Origin of the sequence: Acaryochloris marina S15, assembly GCF_018336915.1 — a bacterium.
Taxonomy (GTDB): domain Bacteria; phylum Cyanobacteriota; class Cyanobacteriia; order Thermosynechococcales; family Thermosynechococcaceae; genus Acaryochloris; species Acaryochloris marina_A.
Genome location: NZ_CP064925.1, coordinates 33,417 through 52,759, shown reverse-complemented (window position 1 = coordinate 52,759; position 19,343 = coordinate 33,417). Strand labels below are relative to the sequence as shown.

Below are 19,343 nucleotides of genomic sequence, written 5' to 3'. Positions count from 1 at the left end.
GCCTATGATTCTTTTGAGGCAGCTTTTGAGCAGAACGCTTTAGTTTGGACTGCTTCTGTTGGATCAGAAGTAAATGCAATTGTGCCATCTGGATTGTTTTTCCAGCCAACAACGTTGGGGTATTTTTCTGGCTTCCCTGTTTCTGGATCAAGATAATATTCTTGTTGGGCTTGCAGATTAGCTTGACTGGTTGTAGCTACACTAATTTCCCCAAAACTATCAGAGTTTGATGCAATCCCCCCGGACCCAGGACGAGTGAATTCACTCGCTGCTTCTCCAGGGCTGATATTACAGCTAGTTGTCACTCGCTCAATTTCAGGTCTAATCGCTAGATCCAATGTTGCCTTTGTGAAATCTATGTTGGGACTATTGACTTCGATATTGCCAGTAAATTGCGCCCCTAATAAGGATGAAGCCGTGATCTTGCTATCTTCACCTAGAAATATTCCTTGAGTGTTAACCAAAATATTTCCACCTGTTGCTTGCTCTGCATTTGCAGAAAATAGACTGTTATTGAATGAAACGATTAGATCTGAATTGATAGTTAAGTTGCCACCCGTTCCATCACCTTGAGCCGATCCAGAAATTAAGCCATTGTTTGATATCAATAGCTCTGATAAAAGATCAATGTTTCCACCATTACCGCCGTTGGTGCTAGCGACAATAGCTCCATTATTCAGACTAATTCTTTTGCTATCAATTGTTAGTGATCCTGCATCTCCTTGACCATCATTTCGAACACTAATTAGACCACCATTATCAACAAGTAAATTCTGGGTGCTGATGGATACGTCACCAGCAGTTCCACTAGGTATTATTGGCAGTGGACTTCCAGGCAGCCCTAATTCAACTCTTAAGGCAGGATCAATAATATTAGCGGAGGAATCTATTATGCTGGGGTTTATTGAGCCAGGAACAGTCCCACTAACTTTTACAAACTGAGCAGCATTAATCGTAACTTCACCAGCATCACCAGATGCAACTGTAGATGTTCCTAAACGACCACCATCTATTAATGACAAAGAAGACGTATTGATTGTTATTGTACCTGCGGAGCCGGAGCTAAATGTAGCTCCAGTAATTCCACTAGGAATAAATAAAAATGGTACTACCCCTGTCAAAGTAATGTCTGTTGCATTAATATTTACATCTCCCCCATTCCCAATATTGAAAGTAGCAGAACCGATACTACCACCGTTAGAGGCAACTATATTTTTGGCGGATAGCGTTAGATCTCCAGAATCACCCGAATTAAATGTAGCAGTACTAATATTGCTAAAGACCACTGGTAAAGTTGGTGCAAAATCTAAAACTTGAATAGTTTCAGTAGCTTTAATATCTATCTTCCCAGTCTCCCCAGTACTGTAAGTTCTTGTAAGGATTTGAGCACCATCATTAACAACTAATTTTGAGGTGGAAACTTTAATATCTCCTGATTCTCCTTGACCAATAGTTTCTGTTAAGAAGGTGCTAGGGATTTTAATATTTAAGTCATCCCCGGCAATTGCAGCAATTACAGGAGTGATGAAACGAGGATCATCAGATATTCCACTTACTGTTAGACTTTCCGAAGCACTTACTGTGATATTCCCTGAAGGTAAATCTCCCAGATTTTGTATTAAGACGGTAGAACCCCCGTCTAAAGTAATGCTTCGACCTTGTAAATTAATTGATCCACCTACAATACCGGAAGTATCAATAAGTGATCTTTCAGTGAGTTCAATATTTTGGAATAAGTTTACATTTGAGTAATCAAATGCCCAACCTGAATTAATCTTATTGAGTTCTATTTCACCGCTGGAAATACTACCTAATTCAATTCGACCACTTGAGGATCTTATTACTCCTCCTTGACTTAAGATTCTCCCACCAATCAATGCAAGAGTATTATTCGGCTTTAAAGAAAGTCCAGCTGGAACATTAAAAGGATTGAATAGTGGGAAAATCGTGAAATCTGCGAGTCTGTTGCCTTCACCAACTATCTGGATAAGGCCAGGGTTTTCTGAGAATTCAAGACTACTTGGGGTGCTACTAGTAAGTACAAGAGATTTAAGCGAAGGATTAGCAGGGAAGATTGATTTATCCTTAAACCAAAGGTTATTTGCAGTACTACCAATAAAGGAGCCATTGAGGTCTAGAGAGGCATTTCGACCAAAAATGATGCCATTGGGATTAAGAAAGAAGAGATCAGCATTTCCTAAGTTACCTAAAGCTCCATTAATTAGAGAAGTTTTATTTCCTGTTACTCTCGTTATAATTGTTTGTATATTATTAGAAGTATCAAAATAAGCTCCCTGGCCGTTGTTAATACTAAATTCTAAAAAGCTATGAAAAAGATTTGAACCTCTAGTTACTCCACCTGTTAGCCTAGTATTAGGAGTGCCATTGATAGAATTAACAATTGAACTTTCTGCCCCAAGTGTAGAGTCAGGAATAATCTGAGCATCCGCTTGGACTGTTGATACTAGAATGAAGCAAAAAGATGATAACGAATGACTCCAAAATCTAAGTGAATTCATGAAAATGCATTATATATTAACTAAATGATGCTTAAAAATAGCCATCTGTTTATTAAGCATTTCTTTGAAAGAATATAGATGCTTACGTGAAGCAAAAAAGATTTCCATAATAAAAAATCTAGCGTCAACAAGCATACCTGTAGAAACTAAGTGTTATCAAGTAATGTAACTGTACAATCCTGAATTTTTATTCATCCTATGCTTTATAAAAATACTTAGTTTTTCTATCTTGTAAACCAAATTGAATTTTTATTCTTCACAGTATTTTAAGCCACCTAGTATCTGGCGAGTGTGATCCTATTGTTAAGTCTTAGCTGCCTGACTCCAGCTCATCAATGATCTCTGTAAATTATGACAACTAGTACTCCTACGCCTACTTATCCCAATGAAGTACCAGGAATTAACGGCCTCTCTGCTGTCTGGCAACTGATACAGTTCTCTCGAAAACCGATCGAATTTTCGATCAAGTCCGCTAAGGAATATGGAGATGTAGAGAGGATAAGTATTGGTTCAACCCATATCTATATTTTTCATCATCCTGACCTGATTTCCGAAGTCCTCAGCAAAAAAAATCAGCATTTTATTAAGGACATTAGCTATCGTTCTTTGAAAGGATTCCTTGGTAATGGTCTACTGCTGAGTGATGGAGAACTCTGGCAACGACATCGGCGTCTTATGCAGCCTGCCTTCACTCAGGACAAGATATCGGCCTATGCTGCTACGGCTATAGAAAGCACTGTTGAGATGCTCAATACCTGGAAGAACGGAGAGGTCCGTGATATCCACCAGGAGATGAGTCAGCTTACCGTTAAGGTGATTACCAAAGTTCTCTTTGGCGTTGATGTTACCCAAGTAGCTTTAGAGATTGGGGATGCCTTAGAAGCAATTATGCTTCAAAGCTATCACAGGGGACAGACTAGCTTTTTAGTTCCTACTTGGATACCTACGCCGAGTAATCTTAGAGCAAATCAGGCTATTAAATACCTCAATAAGATCGTAGTGTCCATCATTGAAGAGCGTCGTCATTCTCCGCAAGATGATTTGTTGTCAAGTCTTCTCTCCACCCAAGATGAAGATGGTAATCAGCTCTCGATGGATGAGCTGCGCGATGAAGTTATGACGCTATTACTAGCAGGGCATGAGACTACAGCCAATTCCCTAACCTGGACGCTAATGCTGTTGGCTCAAAATCCGGTAGTTGCAACTAAGCTAACCTTAGAGACGCAATCCGTCCTGAAGGGAAGAGAACCAGACATCACAGACCTTCCCCTCTTGCCTTACACAGAGATGGTTCTTAAAGAGTCAATGCGTCTGTATCCATCAGCTTGGGCGCTGACTCGCGAAGTTGCCCAAGACTGCATGATTGGCCCTTATTTGCTGGAGAAAGGAACGTCTGTTTATTTCAGTCAATGGATTGTCCATCGAGATGCCCGCTTCTTTGACAATCCTGAGAAGTTTTCACCTGAGCGATGGATGGGTGAATTAGAACTAAATCTGCCACGCTGTGCTTATTTCCCTTTTGGAGCAGGACCAAGGAGTTGCATTGGCAAAGCCTTTTCCATGATGGAGGCGACGCTAATACTAGCGATGATTTCAAAACAACATTACTTCAAACTTGTCCCGGACCAGTCTATTGAGCTGTTACCGTCAATAACTTTGCGTCCAAAACATGGAATTAAGATGATTTTGGAGTCTTCCAACCTCTAACCATGCCCTTCCATCAGCCAATCTCCAGTCTGACCATCCACCTAACCCCCGAACACCTTGGATTCCTCGCCTACCTTTACCCCAATGATGATCCTGAAGATGCATTGATCAAATTTCTAGATTGCGCCAGAAACCGAGCTATTCTCAGAGCTGAGCAACAGGTGAGGGTCTTGCACCCAGGCCAGGAAGAAGCTGAGGACCTGGAGGAAGACCCAGAAGAACCCATGAGCTTGCCTGGTGATGTGGTGGAGAATCCGATTGGGGCATTGCAGGAGTTATGCCAGCGTCAGCAAATCTCTATGCCCAGATATGAGTTTGAGGTGATACCGGAAGGTTTTCGCTGTGCAGTGCGGGCTATGGGCATAGAAGGAATTGGTGAGGGGCCGTCAAAGAAGCAGGCAAAGGTGAAGGCTGCGGGGGAGTTGTTGGGTTTACTTTCTTAAACTGGCTCCATTTCGCAGGGGTTACCCTCCCTTGCTAGCACGGGGTTTTGCCATATTCACTTTCAGGGTGCGCCCCATCCACTCAGCCCCGTTCAAGTCTTCGATGGCCTGAGCTGCTTCAGTTTCGTCAATCATCTTTACAAAGCCAAACCCTCTAATCTTGCCTGTTTCTCTGTCAGTGGGAATATTAACCTTTTGCACAGCACCGTATTCCGCAAATATTTTGTTTAAGGCTTCCTCAGTAACTTCATAGGAAAGGTTGCCAACATAAATCGACATGACAAATAATCCAAAGTAGTATGTTGCTTAAGTTTTTGTGCCAACTTCAGAGAAGTAACTGGTGATTTGATATTGGCACTCTCAATGATCATGCTAACGTATCCAGCAAAAGCTAATGAACCCCCAAATCATCAGCCTCAACTCCAAGCCCACCCCCCAGACCACCCCGGAGCAACCCAAGCCCGCTACTCCCACCCCGAAGCTTTTAGGCAAAACAGAGTTCCCGTCAACCGAGAATTCCTAGTATATCGGCTGACCTGGAGAGGCGATTCAGGAATCTGGAGTTGGGTCAGAAGAATTTGTTTGAGCAGACCAGGAGGCGAGGGGAGCTGGAGGAGCTGGCTGTTGCCAAGAATGGATTCGGGCAGTACTGGATTACGGTTGCGGGAACGGGGAAGCCTTTTGTGAGGGAATCGTTTGCTACTCCTGATTTTTGCTTGGAGTGCGCCGTTGAGATTGAGGAGAACTTTGAGGTTTTGCAGGTGATTGAGCTGCGTCCTGGTGAGACAATGGAGAGGATCGGGGAGATGGTTCAGATGGGGCTGGAGCGGGAGAGAGTGGCGAGGATTTGGGGGTGATTGGGCTTACACAAAAGTCTTGACACTCCCTGAAAAGACCCAGGAAACTCTTCAGTCCTCACCCTTTGCTATGAACACTGCACACTGCCTATGGCCGCACCCCAACGATTCTCCAGTATGATCGTTCGCTTCTTGTTCTAACGGATTATTGTTGCTTCACTTTTGAGCGGTATCTTCATCTGTTACCTGTGACTTGTTTTCAAGGACATCCTGTAACGTCCTTAGCAAGGTAGCCGCGGAATAGGGCTTTTGGAGAAAAGCTTTAACACTCTCCCCGATCGTTGAAGAAACCTGTTCATGACCCGGTAAACCACTGACGACAATAGCCTTTAACTGAGAGTTAATTTTTTGCATAATTTGGATGGCCGTTGCCCCGCCTAATGTGGGCATTGTCATATCCATCAAAACTACTTTAATATCCGTTTGATGCTGGGTATATTGGGCGATCGCGTCAATGCCATCGACAGCAACCACTACTCTATAGTGATGATTTTCTAGAACACGTTGGGCGACTTCACGGATCGGGGCCTCATCATCTACTACTAACACCAACTCTTCGTGCCCTGAGGGCAAATCTAACGCTTCTTGCTCTACTGCATCTGCTGCCTCAATCGCGGGCAGATAAATCTTAAATTGAGTCCCTTTACCTAATTCACTGTAGGCAGTGACAAAACCGCCATGACTTTGAATAATGCTATGGACAGTGGATAGCCCCAAGCCCGTCCCTCCCTCAGGTTGCTTTGTCGTAAAGAAGGGCTCGAAGATATGCTCAAGGTGATCTTCCGAGATGCCACTCCCTGTATCCGTAATCGTGGCTAGAATATAGGGGCCTGTCTGAGCCTCTATGTGGTTGGCAGCATAGGTTTGATCTAGCATTAGATTCGTTGCAGAAATGCTTAAAATTCCGCCCTCAGACATCGCATCACGAGCATTGATGAATAGGTTCATGAACACCTGATCGAGCTGGGTTGCATCTCCTCTAACAGACCAAAGATCTTCAGGCACATCTATAGAGAGTTCAATAGATTTTGGAAAGGTTCTATAGGCGAAGCTCTGAATTTCTGTAATTAAATGTTTAATTTGCAGCGCCGTGCGTTCACCCTCCACACCTCTGGAGAACGATAGCATTTGGCTAATGATCTTGGCACCACGTTTGGCACAATCTTGCAAAATCTCAAACTGATGCTGAATATGTTCGTTGGTATCAGGGAGTTGCATCGGTAAGAGCTGAGCGACCCCATAGATAGGAGTAAGAATGTTGTTGAGATCGTGGGCAATTCCACTTGTGAGTGTGCCAATACTCTCTAGTCGCTGGGCACGAAGAAACTGGGTTTCTAATTGCTTTTGCTGAGTGATGTCTGTGTTGACGGTCAGGATTGATTTAGGGTTGCCTAGCTCATCCTTCACTAATGTCCATCGACTCATAACCGTGATGTCTTGTCCCCCTTTTGTGATTTGCTGACATTTGCCTTCCCATCTCCCTTTACGAGTCAAGGACGGATGAATTTCTTCTTCTTGATCCATTGCATCGTGATAGAGCAACTGATTAGCATTTTGACCTAAGACTTCCTCAGAAGCCCAACCATAGAGGGTTTCTGCTCCTTTATTCCAAAATAATATCCGGTTATCTATGCCTCGAACCAAAATGGCATCTGTTGCAACATCCAAAAGCGCTGCTTGCTCTTGGACCTGTTGTTGAGCAAGTTTACGATCCGTGATGTCAGTGGCCACACCATCTAACCGCATCGGTGTACCGCCATCGTCATAGATTACCCAAGCGTGGTCCAATAACCAGCGGATAGATCCATCAGGCCGAACGATCCGATATTCCATTTCATTGCTGCCAGTTTCTATCAGTGAATTCGTAAAAGCTCTGATTCGACCTCGATCATCAGGATGAACCATTTGCAGCCAAAGTTCCGGGTGTTTTAGAAAATCAGTAATGGGTTGACCATAAATTGTCTCAGCGGCAGGACTGAGATAAAGCATCTCAAATGAATCTGCCGTTACAGACCAGACAATATCTTGCAGGGAATCTAGAATACTGCTCAGTCGCTGTTGACTTTCTTGTTGGGCAGTCTCTGCCTGCTTGAGATCGCTTATATCGTTAACGATATAAGCAAATCGTGTTGGTTGTTCAACCCTATCTTTGATGGCCACTACAGTTGCGGATAACCATCGTTGACCCACCTCCGTTTCGTGTGAATATTCAAAATTCTGTGGTTTTTGGGTTCGTGCCGCCTCCCGGTACTGAGCAATCCATTGTCGAATGTAGCTTAAGGGAACACCCAATTTGCTGGCTCGTTTGTTTTGCATCTCGACTGGGGTGACATTGAACAAACGAGCTGTCACTACATTGTCAGAAATATGTAAAATGTCATCCTCTAAGAGTTCCACAACGCCCATCATCATGGGGGCACTGTCAAAGAAACTACGAAGCTTTGATTCACTTTTCTGGAGAGTTACTTTAACTTGCTTACTCTCCGTAATATCATGCCCGACACAATAGATCAGTTGCTGTTCAAGATCCGGTGTCGCACTCCACAACAGCCACTTATAAGAGCCATCTGAGCAGCGATATCGATTTTCAAAGGTAAGGGTCTGCCTACCACTAGCCAGTGATTCCGCCTCAGCAGCAGTGGCCGCACGATCCTCCGGGTGGACAAAGTTCAGAAAGGGTTGCGTCAACAGCTGTCCATTTGTATACCCTAAGATGCGCTCAAAAGCTGGATTGATCCGCTTGAAATAGCCATCCAAACCAGCTATACAGAGTATCTCCAGAGATAGTTCAAAGAATCGCTGCCGCTCAATTTCTACAGTTTGTCGCTCTAGCTCAGCAGCAGCCCGTGCTGCAAAAGCTTGCAGCACCTCTGTCATTAGCTGCGGGTCTGGCAGGGTGCGACGACTCAAAATAGAGATTAATCCGATAACTTCACCCGCAGCATTAATCAAGGGTGTCCCTAAATATCCTTCAACTTGGTAACGCTGGAGTAATAAGTCTTGAGGAAAAAGTTGCTGAACATTGGATGGATAGAGACAGGTCTCTTTCTCCACAACTCTCTCACAGGGAGTTTCAGTCAAATCGTGCTCAAAATTCTCTATCTCCTGCCCGTCACCATAACCGGCTAGGGTGCGTATGCAGTGAACAGGCTCACGAACTTCACCGATGAAGGCATAGTCTACTCTTAATGACTTGGTTAGCGCTTTCACTAGCGATCTCAAAAAATCCTTCCCTGTCTCCGCTGCCACCCCCAATGCTAAGTTGTGCAGCATCTCTTCACGTCGCTGTAGCTTCGAGGATCGCTCTTGAACCATTTGCTCAAGGTTCTGATTGCGTTGCTGCAACAGATCCAGCATTTCGTACATCTCAACTGGGTCCACAGGCAACAGATGACTCTGTGTAATAATTCCCTGCAAGTTCCCTTGAGTATCAGCCACCACTAGCCGTTGCACTTTATGGCGTCGCATCGTCTGGTGTACTGTCCATAGAGAATCTTTTGGGTCAACAAGAAAAAGCGGTGTACTCATCACCTTCTCAGCCTGGGTTCGCTCCAAATTCAACTCTAGCCGCTGGCACTGGACAATATCTCGCTCAGTAATGATCCCAATCGGGCTGAGAGCATGGGCAGGTCCATCTCTTGGTTTAACAATCACCACACAGCTCACCTGATGTTGAGTCATGATCTGAGTAATCTGGAATAATGACTCCTTCGGCAATGCATGAATGACCATCGAGTTCATTGCTTCATGGACCTGACGGATTTCCATCAAATCAGCAGGCTCTAGAAGACTACGTAACTGGCTGGGTGTTAGCAACCCCAAAACCTGTCCTTGCTCATCAATCACTGGTAAATGGTGAATCTGATGATGTCGCATCAGATCTAGAGTCGAGAGAACATCTAGGTTATCCTCAGCTTTCAAGGTCATGACCTGCTGCGACATGACATCCGCAACGGTTAGTTCAGCTAGAGATCGATGTTCTGCAATCAGCCTGACAATATCTCGTTCAGTCAGGATACCGACTAGTTGGGAATTGTCCAACACAACAACACAACCTCTGTGCTGAACAGCCGTCGATCGCTGATGAGGGGCCGCATTCTTTCTTGAAGGAAGAGGACAATGAATCGAGGTCTGCCCCATTTGACAAATTGCTGCAGGCAAAGGCGTATCAGGCGCAACCGTAAGCGAAAGGAGATCGAGTGTCTGATCCAACGAAAAAGCTGAGATTTGCCGCATAACTATGAAAAGCTAAGAGGACATCTTAAAAAGGCAGGTCTTAATCTTAAAAGGCCTAGGAACCTTAGCTTGAATGGCTAGTAATGTGATTTTCTTGCTATGTCTGAGAACTCAGACATAGCATCTAGGGATGGCCTAGCCTTTCCCAAAGCTTTCAGTAAATATTTTTATCTTCTAATAAGTAATTGTACACTCTACGTAAATTCCTCTCATTTTTAGGAGAAATATTGACTAAGCTAAAGAAAATTGTGGGATAGATACAATTCTATTCTTCTAATGCCAGTTTTCTAAAAATAGATGAAATTACTTTTAATTCTCACAATTTCCTCATATTTGAGCCCTAAATTTAGGAAGATGAAATTTGCTATGGTTCAAAATCTCAGCTGGATAGGTAGGTGACGATTGTTAAGAACTTCATCAGATTCCTCGAGACTATATTTAACAGTGCTTGACAGCATCACCTTTTATCTTAGGAAAATTAACTATGTCAATTTATGTTGGTAACCTGTCTTTTACTATGACTGAAGCGGATATCAATACAGTCTTTTCAGAGTATGGAACAGTCACTAGGGGCAATATTCCTACAGACCGTGAGACAAGTCGTCCTAGAGGTTTTGCTTTTGTAGACATGGAAGCTAATAGCGAGGAAGAGGCTGCCATTTCAGCTCTTGATGGTGTCGAGATGATGGAACGTAATCTCAACGTGAATAAAGCAACTCCCAAGAAAAATCGGATGGCAAATCGTGGCGGTGGTCCTGCTTGGTAATACTTTAGGTATAGGTTTCAAAAACGTGTAAATGCTTAGTAGATTGAGTTGAGATACTACATCATTAATCTCTCAACTTGAAAAGAACAGCTTGCCAGATCAGACTTTAACTATGGACTGCATCATAAACTTAACTGTTGCTGCTCTTCATTTTGGACTGTTTTACAAGTTAATTTTGTATGAATTCAATTCTTTTGACCATCTGATCCGTTATAAAAAATACATCAATGGCACTGGGCTAATGATGAAAATTCTAACAGCAACCTTTATAAAGGCTTTACTGAAGGACAGACTCCATGGATGAAGGGCAGATTGTCTAGCTAGCAAATACCGCAGCTCGCAATCTACTCAGCACCCCAAGTCCTATAATCCTTTTTAGGCATATGTCCAAGTCGGGCGTATTTAGCGGATCGGGGATGCCTTAGTTTTCGGAATGGTCACCTCTGGGAATAAGGAGTCAAACCGTTCATTGACCCAGGCAATTCTCAAGATCAGTAAATGGTTGAAACCATCCTCACTCCAGCGCATGCCAACTCCCTTAAAGCGCTGCTGAATCAACCACTTGCATGCACTTTCAACCATTCCTGACCCGAGAGGAATCTGTTGCTGTTCAAAGTGCCGATAACGGATGTGGTTATGATGGCGTTGGAAATAAGCCTGCACCTGGAGCAACGTTGAAAAAGACTTTCCCGTTAACAGTTGTGAGTGAATCAATATCGTCAAGGACCGTAATACAAGTAGGTGTTGCCCGTGTCGCAATTGGTGTCGCCAGTGCCGGAACCAGGCTTGGGCTTGAGCAGAGCGGGCATCTCCAAACATCGCTTTAGTTGCTCGTGCCAGATGGCCTGCTGAATGAAAAAGTCGAGGACTGCCACAGCACAATGAGAGAACAAGGTGCGATAGACTCGCCAGAAGCCTCGTCCCCCATCACTGAGCCAGATGACTTTTGGAGCAGATTCAAAGTCTTGTTTGTGAGCTTCGAGTTGAAGTAAAGGGATGAACTGGTCGATATCGCCCAATACTGCCACCAGTCTTCGACGCAGTAATTGGGGGACCTCCTTTTTAGCTCGGGTAACCCGTGTTCCCAGGCGAGCTAAGATGGCGACTTTGACTTCTCGCCACTGGATTTTTCCCTTGGGTGAGTTCGGGGTGGGGCGAAAGGGGACCATCACACCATCGGCGGCAATGGCCAAAGGTAGAGCAGATAACATCTCTGAAATCGCTTCACAAGGGGCCTGAGTCCCTGATGATTGAGCGTTGAGTTGAGCTTCTAATTCCTGCTGAGCTTTGTTACCCACGGATTGCACCCAGTTCCACAAACTGGATGGACTCACGGATAGACCACTCCACTGACCCAGCATCCAACTGGCCAGTTCATAGGGCATGAACAGACTCAACAAGCAGCCCAGACGCACCAGTTCTTCGCTGCTGTGCTGATAGGGGGCAATCCCAATGGCTTGATCCAGGGGAGTCAACAGACTGCCTGGACATCCTTTGGGACAACGGCCCACCCGTCGCTTTCAAGAGATAGTGCCTACCAGTGTCTGCATCTGACGAGATTCCCATCCCTTCGAATGTAAGCGGGTTCCGCAGGTAGTACATACAGGCCATACAAATACTGCTTTCGCGCGCCTTGAGAGTTCATCCTCCAGAAGACAGCGAGCTAGAAACAAGCCCATTTGCAGAACGATATAAACCATCTGACTCAGGCTGGTTGATACTTTGAGTGCTTCAGTTTGTTCTAGAAATTCGTCATGGGCTAGCACGGTTAGCAATTGCGATGGTAGGGTCATGATAGTTTTTTGGTTCGGGTACAGGATCTATTGTCCTTGACCCGTTTTTCTTTGAGCCATGCATCCCCGATCCTTTGCTTACGCCCGTCCAAGTCTCTCCCCAAGGTCTAAAAGCCTAAACATTTAAGATGGCAAATCAGCCTTTTGAGTTGATTGGATTACTCACTGTTAATGGAACTATTCTAGAGGTAAACCAATTAGCTCTAGATGCTATTGGTTTAGAGAAGACAAATATTCTCGGTCAATTTTTTGGGGAAGCACCTTGGTGGACACACTCACCAGACCTTCAAGAGCAGCTACAAGCATCTATCGCTCAAGTAGCTTTGGGACAAAGGATTCAGCAAGATGTCACCTATATCAGCCTATCAGGTATCTCCAACCCCTTCACACTGTCGATAAAACCCATTTTCTCAGAATCAGGCCAGGTTATCTTTCTATGGGTAGAAGGTTACATTATCAGAGATCAGGAGCCACAGATAAACCACCCCAATCTCAATCAGGAAATAGAGCCTGAGTTTCAATCCCGAACGAGGCACCTAGAAGAACAACTCGCCCGCAAGCAACTGCTCGCTAATATCACCCAAAATATCCGACAGTCTTTAGACTTTGACGAAATTTTATCCACAACTGTTACCGAAGTCCGTCAAGCTTTACAAGCAGATCGAGTACTTATCTTTCATCTCACCTCACAAGGATCTGGGATAGTCATAAAGGAATCTGTCGTGCCAGAATACCCGATGACATTGGAAATGATGTTTCTGGATGAATGTTTTCCGGATGAATGCTATGAGCATTACTGTCAGGGGAACCCTCGCATTGTTTTAGATGTGTTCAAAGATGAATGGGCTGACTGTCTAGCAGAGTTCATGGAGCAGGTTGGGGTCAAAACGAAAATTGTTGCGCCCATTGTGCAAATGGATGACAACCATTTGCCGCGGGTATGGGGTCTGTTAATTATCCATAGCTGTTCTTACTATCGTCAGTGGCAGACTAGTGATGCTGAACTACTTCAAGATATCAGCAATCAGTTGGCGATTGCTCTGAAGCAATCCGACAGTTACTCCCAGATCCTAAGCAGGGAAACACATCTGCGCAACGCCTTCGAGAATGCAGTGAATGGGATGGCTATGCTCACCATGAGCGGGCATTTCATGCAAGTTAACTCAGCCCTCTGCCAACTCTTAGGCTATTCCAAACCAGAACTACTCCAGCTAGACATTCAAGACCTTATCCAGCCACAAGAACTTGGTGATTATCCTAACTGCGTTCAACAGTTAATCACTAATCTGACATCTAATCTTCAGATTGAAAGTAAGTTACTCCATAAATTGGGTAAGACCCTATGGACCATTTGTAGTGGCTCCCTTGTTCGCGATTCTCAAGGGGAGCCACTCTATTTTGTTATACAGGTTGTAGATATTTCCGAACGTCGTGCTCTAGAGCAGATGAAAAATGAGTTTATCTCCAGTGTTAGCCATGAGCTGCGGACCCCGCTTGCCTCTATTCATGGCTCACTAGGATTATTAGCATCTGGGGTACTGAATGAACAGCCAGAAACAAGTAAACAGATGCTCGAAATTGCTGCTACTGAATCAGAACGTTTGGTTCGCCTGGTGAATGACATCTTAGATTTAGAACGTCTTGAATTACGCAAAATCATATTGCATCAGCAGTGGTGCAGTGCGGCATTACTGATGCAGAGAGTTGTTGAACTCCTAAGCCATACAGCGGATAACAAAGATATCTGCCTCGTCATTACACCGACCACCCATCAAGTCTGGGCGGATGAAGATCGTATCATTCAAGTTCTTGTGAATCTCGTTAGCAATGCGATTAAATTCTCAAGTTCTGGATCAACGATAGGGCTCAGTGTTCTAACGCAGAATGGCAATACGCTATTGCTATCACAGGGTAATCAACAAGCTTCTCTTGAAAGGGGTATTTCCGCTTCTTCACATGTCCTATTTCAGGTCAAAGATCATGGCAAGGGAATTTCGGCGGATAAATTGGAAATCATTTTTGATCGATTTCAACAAGTCAATGGTTCTGATTCCCGTGAGCAAGGAGGCACAGGTCTTGGCTTAGCTATCTGTCGAAATATCGTGCAGCAGCATGGCGGCACTATTTGGGCAGATAGCGAGTTAGGCCAAGGCAGTACCTTTTGCTTTACGCTCCCTGAACCAGAAAGCAGATAGTGCAAGGTTAGCAGCAGAAGGATTACTTACTTTAGGACAAGAAGATCTGATGTCAGAAAAACAGTTAGTGTCTTGATTTATTCGCCATGAGCTGGAATAGCTGAAATGCTCTGATAATAGAGAATTCGGAGCACTCCTTGATGAACATTTCCCAACGTGAGCAGCAGATTATCCGTATCCAGTCTCAAAGTTCATATGCCTCTATTAACAAAGCTTTAGAAGCAACCCTGCGCCTTGAGGCTAACCGAGTTACCCAGATAGCAGTAGAGTCAGCACTAGACGAAGAAGTCCAAGCTTATCTATCAGAGCTTCAAGGGACTCGCCCTCGACGTTCAGGCTATTATCAGCGGGTTCTTGATACCCAGTACGGCAGGATTGCTCAACTATCTGTCCCGAAACTACGGAAAGGGAATGCAGACCGAGAGTGGAAGATTCTAGAGCGTTACCAACGAGCCCTCGGTAGCCTTCTAGAGTTTTGCCTGGGCTTGTATGTCATGGGTTTATCGCTTCGAGACTTGCAAGAAGCTCTCTATGAGATCCTGGGAGCAGTTTTATCCGTGAATGCCATTAACCGGATTACTCTCAAAGCTCAGAAGCAAATGCTCCAAAGTCGTCAAACTCGTCTTGAGAAAACCCCTTTTATTCTGATTGTTGATGGAGTGTGGGCGAGTGTTCAATGCGCCTCCGAAGACTTTTGGGAAGACCAAGCTGGACATATCCGGAAGCTACGTCGTGCGGAAGACCGAGTCATCTTAGTGGCCATGGCGATATGGCCAGATGGGACACAAACCGTTCTTCATTACGAAATGGCTGTCCAAGAATCTGAGGCAGCCTGGCTACTGTTCTTTGAGCACCTGCGGCACCGAGGATTGCAAACCCATTTGGTGAAGCTGATTGTCAGTGATGGCACCACTGGACTACCTAAGGTAATTCGCGCTCTGTTTCCCCTCGCACAACATCAACGATGCATTACCCACAAGGTTCGAGCGATGCTCCGGCATTTGGGCTATGAGCAATTGCCACACCTGGATGCTCAAGGACAAGAACTCTCCCACTCTGAAGCAAAGAAGCTGCGATATTCACAAATTAAACACGATGCCTATGCTATCTATAAAGCGCCAGACTGGGAAGAAGCGATTGTGACGTTGCTCGTGTTTGCACAGAAATGGACAGACCTTGAACCCGATGCTGTTAGAACCTTCATCAAAGATTTTGCCCTGACCTTGAGTTTCTATGATTTTGATGAATCCCTTCATTCGCTGATTCGTACTTCCAATGCGCTAGAAAGGCTGTTCCGGAAATTCCGAACCAAGGCTGACGAAATTGGTGCTTTCCCAAATGAGGAGAGCTGTTTAGCGATTTTCTTTCTCGTCTCTCGTAGGGATCATGCCAAGCATGATCGCCTCAAAAACCGTGGCGAATAAATAGGGACACTAACGAAAAACACATCCTCCTGATTGATGATGAAGCGTATATCAGAACGGTAGTAAAGACTTGTCTGGTTGCTTTTGGTAGGTATAAAGTGTCAATGGCTGAGTCTGGTCCAGAAGGATTATTCATAGCTAAACAAGAGCATCCAGATGCAATTTTACTGGATTATATGATGCCGGGGATGGACGGGATAATGCTTCTGCGAGAGTTGAGAAAGGATGCATCAACCCAATCCATGCCTGTGATCATGCTAACAGCAAGGGCAGAGCCCGCTGATCAATTGAAATACGCCGAATTGGATGTTTTCGGAGTAATTAGCAAGCCTTTTGAACCCCTAACGTTAACGACTCAGGTGGCTAAAATACTGGGCTGGGAATCATGCAATTAAATCGAAACTGTCAGCCTTGAGTAGCCAAAATTGAGGAATCACTGCCAGTCTGATAGGCTGATTGCTTACCCTAAGCCATGCTCTATCTATCTTTCATGGATTGTCTTCGTTGCTGATCTACCCGAGTTTCCTTTCTACGCGTAAACCCCAATCTCAGTTATGCCATGTTTCGCTGTAAGCAATGTCGGCGGAACTGGTTGGCTGACAAAAGCTGTGCCACATAAAAGTCAAGCTGTATCCAGTAATGGCGTAGGGTGCGGCTCTTTTAGAGCGACACTTTTAAGTAGTCAGGGAGATTTTTGCTTCGGCTGAGTTCTGCTTGGAGTGCGCCGTTGAGATTGAGGACACGTTCGATATTTGGCAAGTGATTGAACTGAGGCCACCGGAGACGATGGAGCGGATCGGGGAGATGATCGGAGTGTGGTTGGAGCGGGAGCGGGTGAGTAGGGTCTGGGGGTGAGTCGAGAGTTTGGGGGTGAATGGGTTGTCGTGGAATTTGCACGATTATTGGCTTCACCCTGTTGTATCTGGGCTGATGAGAATGCTTAGCTATTGAAGAACGACAATTCTATAACAACAACTTTCTAGCTTGCTAGAGGTTTTCTCTGATGCTTTAAGATTGTAAACTCATCCATCTCTGAACCATCATCTATGCGATTAGCGATCAGAGGTGAAATACTAGCATGATTGAGAATTTCTTCCAGGGAATTCAACGTCACGGCCAAATTTTCCCGGTTAAAGGTACTCCCACTGACTTCATCTAACACCGATTTTAGTTGTTGGGCAAAGATGTCGATTTTCTGAGGAAGATTCATACTGGGTAAAGCAGGCAATATTTTCTCAGTGCCTGTGGGTAGTGTCGCATTTATATCCACAATCGGGACCGATTCTTTTCTACTGAGGGTCAGAAACAATGGTAAGTGAGGGTAGGTATGATTGCACCATCCACAAAAAGCTAGGTCATCTCCCTTATACGCTGCCAAATCAACCAGAAGCAAATCGGGTAGTACATTCGCGGCTGCATCCAAGCTAATCCGTTGCTGTAGATCGGTCGCAGGTGGAATCCACTGCATATCAAACCCTTGTGAGCAGAGGATTTCCTGCCAGATGATACCTTGGGTGGCGGACTCCTGCATCATTAACACTTGTTTGGGCCTTAAAGAAACCGTGGAACCGGCATGGGTCACATACGGAAAATTGAACCGAATCTCCGTTGCCCCAATCGTAATCACATCTCCATGTTTAAGCAGTAATGGTTCGGCCACCTGTTTTTGGTTAATCTGAGAGCCATTACTGCTATTGAGATCAACAAAATAACAATGTCGATTATCAAGCACTTCAAATTTTGCATGGTGGCGAGAGACCGATTTCTCAGCTAACACAATTGAATTAATCGAGCTACGTCCTACTGTCCAAGTTTGCTGGGTGGTGAGATCAATTGATTGGGAAGTGTCAGCAGTAATGATCAGTTGAGGTGTGGGGGCAGCAGTCATAGTTGAGTTGAAGCAAGGGGAGGGCGTCTATTGTATTAGTATGGGAAGTCTAACGCAGTGAACGAACATCTCTGTGACAAAAAATCACCTCAGGCTCGGTTTAAAGCCAATAATTCAACCTTACCTCTGCTCATCTTAATGCGTCTGACACAAATCTTTTTGAGGGTTTCAGCTTATTGACCAGCCCTAGTTGGAGCAGCAAGGATATTCAGCTCGGCACACGATAGGACGAGTCAGGGTAAGCGCAAGAAAATCAAGCCTCTGAAAGGCTAGACTGTAAAGGAATAGAAGCGCCTAGAACTTTGAGCATATACGCTTCATCCATGCTCGCCCGTTTTAGTTTTTGACGGGTACTTTTCTTAAAGGACGTTTCTTGATTGAGAAGGTTGATGCTCCAGCGCCTCAGGATGGCCATGTTTTCCGGTGCATGTCCTGTGCGAATGCGGCTAGCATCTTCGCCAAAGGTCACATCTAAGACCCAGTGGAGTTGGTTCTCAATCGACCAATGCTGGCGGATGGCTTTGCCCAACTGCTGAGCATTTGGCGGTAGAGAGCTGATATAAAACATCACCTCATAGGTGGTTTTGTTCCACAAGTGGCGGGTCCGAGCGACCTTGACGATGGTTTGCAAGCCCTTCCACTGCGCCTGCTTGTAGAGAGGACCCATCTGTTGAAGGGACACGGCCCAAACTTGTCGTTTCTCGCGACGATGGTGCCCTGCTTCCACCCGGGCATCATAGCTGTGCTCAATGCCCTTAAACTCATTCGCTTCAGCCGTTTCAAACCATTGCTCAACCTGCTCAAACAGCGTGGGATGATTCTCCTTGAGGGCCAGCACATAGTCAGCCTCTTTAGCTTGAATGTGGCGGGCAATCTCGTGCTGAGTTCCCATTGCATCAATGGTAATAATGCACCCGGCAATGTCTAATAGCTCTAGCAGTGCTGGAATAGCGGTAATTTCGTTACTCTTGTCTGCAACTTTGACCTGTCCTAGAAATAACCGATACTCACTGGCCCAAGCACTGACCAGATGCAATGCGGATTGGTCTTGATTGCGATCATAGGAACCTCTGAGTTGTTTGCCGTCAATCGGTATCACTTGAGCGCCGAGGGTTGTCACTACCTGATCCAACCAGTGATTGAAACTCCGCTCAAAAGCGGAGGGGCAAATACGCTCAAACACTCGTCGATAGGTGTCTGCTGTCGGTATCCCGGACGGTAGCCTCAGAAAACTCGACAACCAATCTTGATGGCTTAGACCATAGGTTTCAATGTCTTCCCACCCTTGTGCGCCACCTAAACTTGCCAATAGTCCAATCACGACGATGCTGACAAACGGATGCTGGACACCTTGGCCTCCACGTGGATCAGGCAAATCTTCAAAACACTCGGACAATTGTTGATAAGCCTGATCGCAATCACTGGCAGGCAGGAGTGACGAGGATGAGTCAGTGGAAGCTGGTGAGGAAGGAGGCTTGCTGAATCCTGTAGCCATGGGGAAACCCTTTTAACAGA

14 protein-coding genes and 1 pseudogene are annotated in these 19,343 nt (G+C 45.1%); 8 read left to right on the top strand and 7 right to left on the bottom strand.

Annotated features, from left to right (window positions below):
- Positions 1-2: 2 nt before the first annotated feature.
- Positions 3-2,519: a two-partner secretion domain-containing protein gene (locus tag I1H34_RS28625; protein WP_212666751.1), complete on the bottom strand. Its 2,517-nt coding sequence runs from the start codon at positions 2,517-2,519 to the stop codon at positions 3-5.
- A 351-nt stretch (positions 2,520-2,870) separates the two neighbouring features.
- Here I1H34_RS28625 and I1H34_RS28620 point away from each other — a divergent pair, with 351 nt between their 5' ends.
- On the top strand, positions 2,871-4,226 hold the full coding sequence (locus tag I1H34_RS28620; protein ID WP_212666750.1) for a cytochrome P450: 1,356 nt from the start codon (positions 2,871-2,873) through the stop codon (positions 4,224-4,226).
- A 2-nt stretch (positions 4,227-4,228) separates the two neighbouring features.
- Positions 4,229-4,669, top strand: coding sequence for a double-stranded RNA binding motif domain-containing protein (locus tag I1H34_RS28615; RefSeq protein WP_212666749.1), 441 nt, complete (start codon positions 4,229-4,231; stop codon positions 4,667-4,669).
- A 21-nt stretch (positions 4,670-4,690) separates the two neighbouring features.
- On the opposite strand, the gene I1H34_RS28610 is transcribed toward I1H34_RS28615, so the two are convergent.
- The gene (locus tag I1H34_RS28610) at positions 4,691-4,948 is read right to left on the bottom strand and encodes an RNA recognition motif domain-containing protein (RefSeq protein WP_212666748.1); all 258 of its coding nucleotides are present in this window, start codon (positions 4,946-4,948) and stop codon (positions 4,691-4,693) included.
- 115 nt (positions 4,949-5,063) lie between these two features.
- Here I1H34_RS28610 and I1H34_RS33175 point away from each other — a divergent pair, with 115 nt between their 5' ends.
- Both I1H34_RS33175 and I1H34_RS33170 read left to right on the top strand, forming a co-directional pair.
- Positions 5,064-5,192, top strand: coding sequence for a hypothetical protein (locus tag I1H34_RS33175; RefSeq protein WP_396124663.1), 129 nt, complete (start codon positions 5,064-5,066; stop codon positions 5,190-5,192).
- Positions 5,193-5,232: 40 nt separating this feature from the next.
- Positions 5,233-5,526 (top strand): hypothetical protein, encoded by a 294-nt coding sequence (locus I1H34_RS33170; protein WP_396124662.1) that lies wholly within the window; start codon positions 5,233-5,235, stop codon positions 5,524-5,526.
- 156 nt (positions 5,527-5,682) lie between these two features.
- On the opposite strand, the gene I1H34_RS28600 is transcribed toward I1H34_RS33170, so the two are convergent.
- Positions 5,683-9,762 carry a PAS domain S-box protein gene (locus I1H34_RS28600; protein WP_212666747.1) on the bottom strand — a complete coding sequence of 1,360 codons (4,080 nt, stop codon included), beginning with the start codon at positions 9,760-9,762 and terminating at the stop codon, positions 5,683-5,685.
- A gap of 484 nt (positions 9,763-10,246) precedes the next feature.
- Between I1H34_RS28600 and I1H34_RS28595 the strand changes: the two genes are divergently transcribed.
- Positions 10,247-10,528 carry an RNA recognition motif domain-containing protein gene (locus I1H34_RS28595; RefSeq protein ID WP_212666746.1) on the top strand — a complete coding sequence of 94 codons (282 nt, stop codon included), beginning with the start codon at positions 10,247-10,249 and terminating at the stop codon, positions 10,526-10,528.
- A gap of 402 nt (positions 10,529-10,930) precedes the next feature.
- On the opposite strand, the pseudogene I1H34_RS33165 reads toward I1H34_RS28595, so the two are convergent.
- Positions 10,931-12,321, bottom strand: a pseudogene (locus I1H34_RS33165) (ISKra4 family transposase).
- Positions 12,322-12,449: 128 nt separating this feature from the next.
- Between I1H34_RS33165 and I1H34_RS28575 the strand changes: the two are divergent.
- From I1H34_RS28575 to I1H34_RS28565, 3 genes are all read left to right on the top strand, one after another.
- Positions 12,450-14,516, top strand: coding sequence for an ATP-binding protein (locus I1H34_RS28575; RefSeq protein ID WP_212666743.1), 2,067 nt, complete (start codon positions 12,450-12,452; stop codon positions 14,514-14,516).
- Between the two features lie 140 nt (positions 14,517-14,656).
- Complete coding sequence (locus tag I1H34_RS28570) at positions 14,657-15,940, top strand: IS256 family transposase (RefSeq protein ID WP_212661567.1); 1,284 nt, start codon at positions 14,657-14,659, stop codon at positions 15,938-15,940.
- On the top strand, positions 15,937-16,335 hold the full coding sequence (locus I1H34_RS28565; protein WP_212666920.1) for a response regulator: 399 nt from the start codon (positions 15,937-15,939) through the stop codon (positions 16,333-16,335). Before I1H34_RS28570 ends, I1H34_RS28565 begins: the two co-directional genes overlap by 4 nt.
- A gap of 265 nt (positions 16,336-16,600) precedes the next feature.
- Here I1H34_RS28565 and I1H34_RS28560 read toward each other — a convergent pair whose 3' ends face one another.
- The 3 genes from I1H34_RS28560 to I1H34_RS28550 all read right to left on the bottom strand — a co-directional run bounded on the left by I1H34_RS28560 (position 16,601) and on the right by I1H34_RS28550 (position 19,323).
- A complete protein-coding gene (locus I1H34_RS28560) occupies positions 16,601-16,837 on the bottom strand; it encodes a hypothetical protein (protein ID WP_212666742.1) in 237 nt (78 codons plus the stop codon).
- Between the two features lie 82 nt (positions 16,838-16,919).
- A complete protein-coding gene (locus tag I1H34_RS28555) occupies positions 16,920-17,828 on the bottom strand; it encodes an FHA domain-containing protein (protein WP_212666741.1) in 909 nt (302 codons plus the stop codon).
- Positions 17,829-18,081: 253 nt separating this feature from the next.
- Positions 18,082-19,323, bottom strand: a complete 1,242-nt coding sequence (locus I1H34_RS28550; protein ID WP_249369176.1) for an ISAs1 family transposase — start codon at positions 19,321-19,323, stop codon at positions 18,082-18,084.
- Between the last annotated feature and the right edge of the window lie 20 nt (positions 19,324-19,343).

What these genes read in the sequence shown, in the direction of transcription:
- I1H34_RS28625 (WP_212666751.1), bottom strand. Translation starts at nt 2,519, where the DNA reads ATGAATTCACTTAGATTTTGGAGTCATTCGTTATCATCTTTTTGCTTC.
- I1H34_RS28620 (WP_212666750.1), top strand. Translation starts at nt 2,871, where the DNA reads ATGACAACTAGTACTCCTACGCCTACTTATCCCAATGAAGTACCAGGA.
- I1H34_RS28615 (WP_212666749.1), top strand. Translation starts at nt 4,229, where the DNA reads ATGCCCTTCCATCAGCCAATCTCCAGTCTGACCATCCACCTAACCCCC.
- I1H34_RS28610 (WP_212666748.1), bottom strand. Translation starts at nt 4,948, where the DNA reads ATGTCGATTTATGTTGGCAACCTTTCCTATGAAGTTACTGAGGAAGCC.
- I1H34_RS33175 (WP_396124663.1), top strand. Translation starts at nt 5,064, where the DNA reads ATGAACCCCCAAATCATCAGCCTCAACTCCAAGCCCACCCCCCAGACC.
- I1H34_RS28600 (WP_212666747.1), bottom strand. Translation starts at nt 9,762, where the DNA reads ATGCGGCAAATCTCAGCTTTTTCGTTGGATCAGACACTCGATCTCCTT.
- I1H34_RS28595 (WP_212666746.1), top strand. Translation starts at nt 10,247, where the DNA reads ATGTCAATTTATGTTGGTAACCTGTCTTTTACTATGACTGAAGCGGAT.
- I1H34_RS28575 (WP_212666743.1), top strand. Translation starts at nt 12,450, where the DNA reads ATGGCAAATCAGCCTTTTGAGTTGATTGGATTACTCACTGTTAATGGA.
- I1H34_RS28570 (WP_212661567.1), top strand. Translation starts at nt 14,657, where the DNA reads ATGAACATTTCCCAACGTGAGCAGCAGATTATCCGTATCCAGTCTCAA.
- I1H34_RS28555 (WP_212666741.1), bottom strand. Translation starts at nt 17,828, where the DNA reads ATGACTGCTGCCCCCACACCTCAACTGATCATTACTGCTGACACTTCC.
- I1H34_RS28550 (WP_249369176.1), bottom strand. Translation starts at nt 19,323, where the DNA reads ATGGCTACAGGATTCAGCAAGCCTCCTTCCTCACCAGCTTCCACTGAC.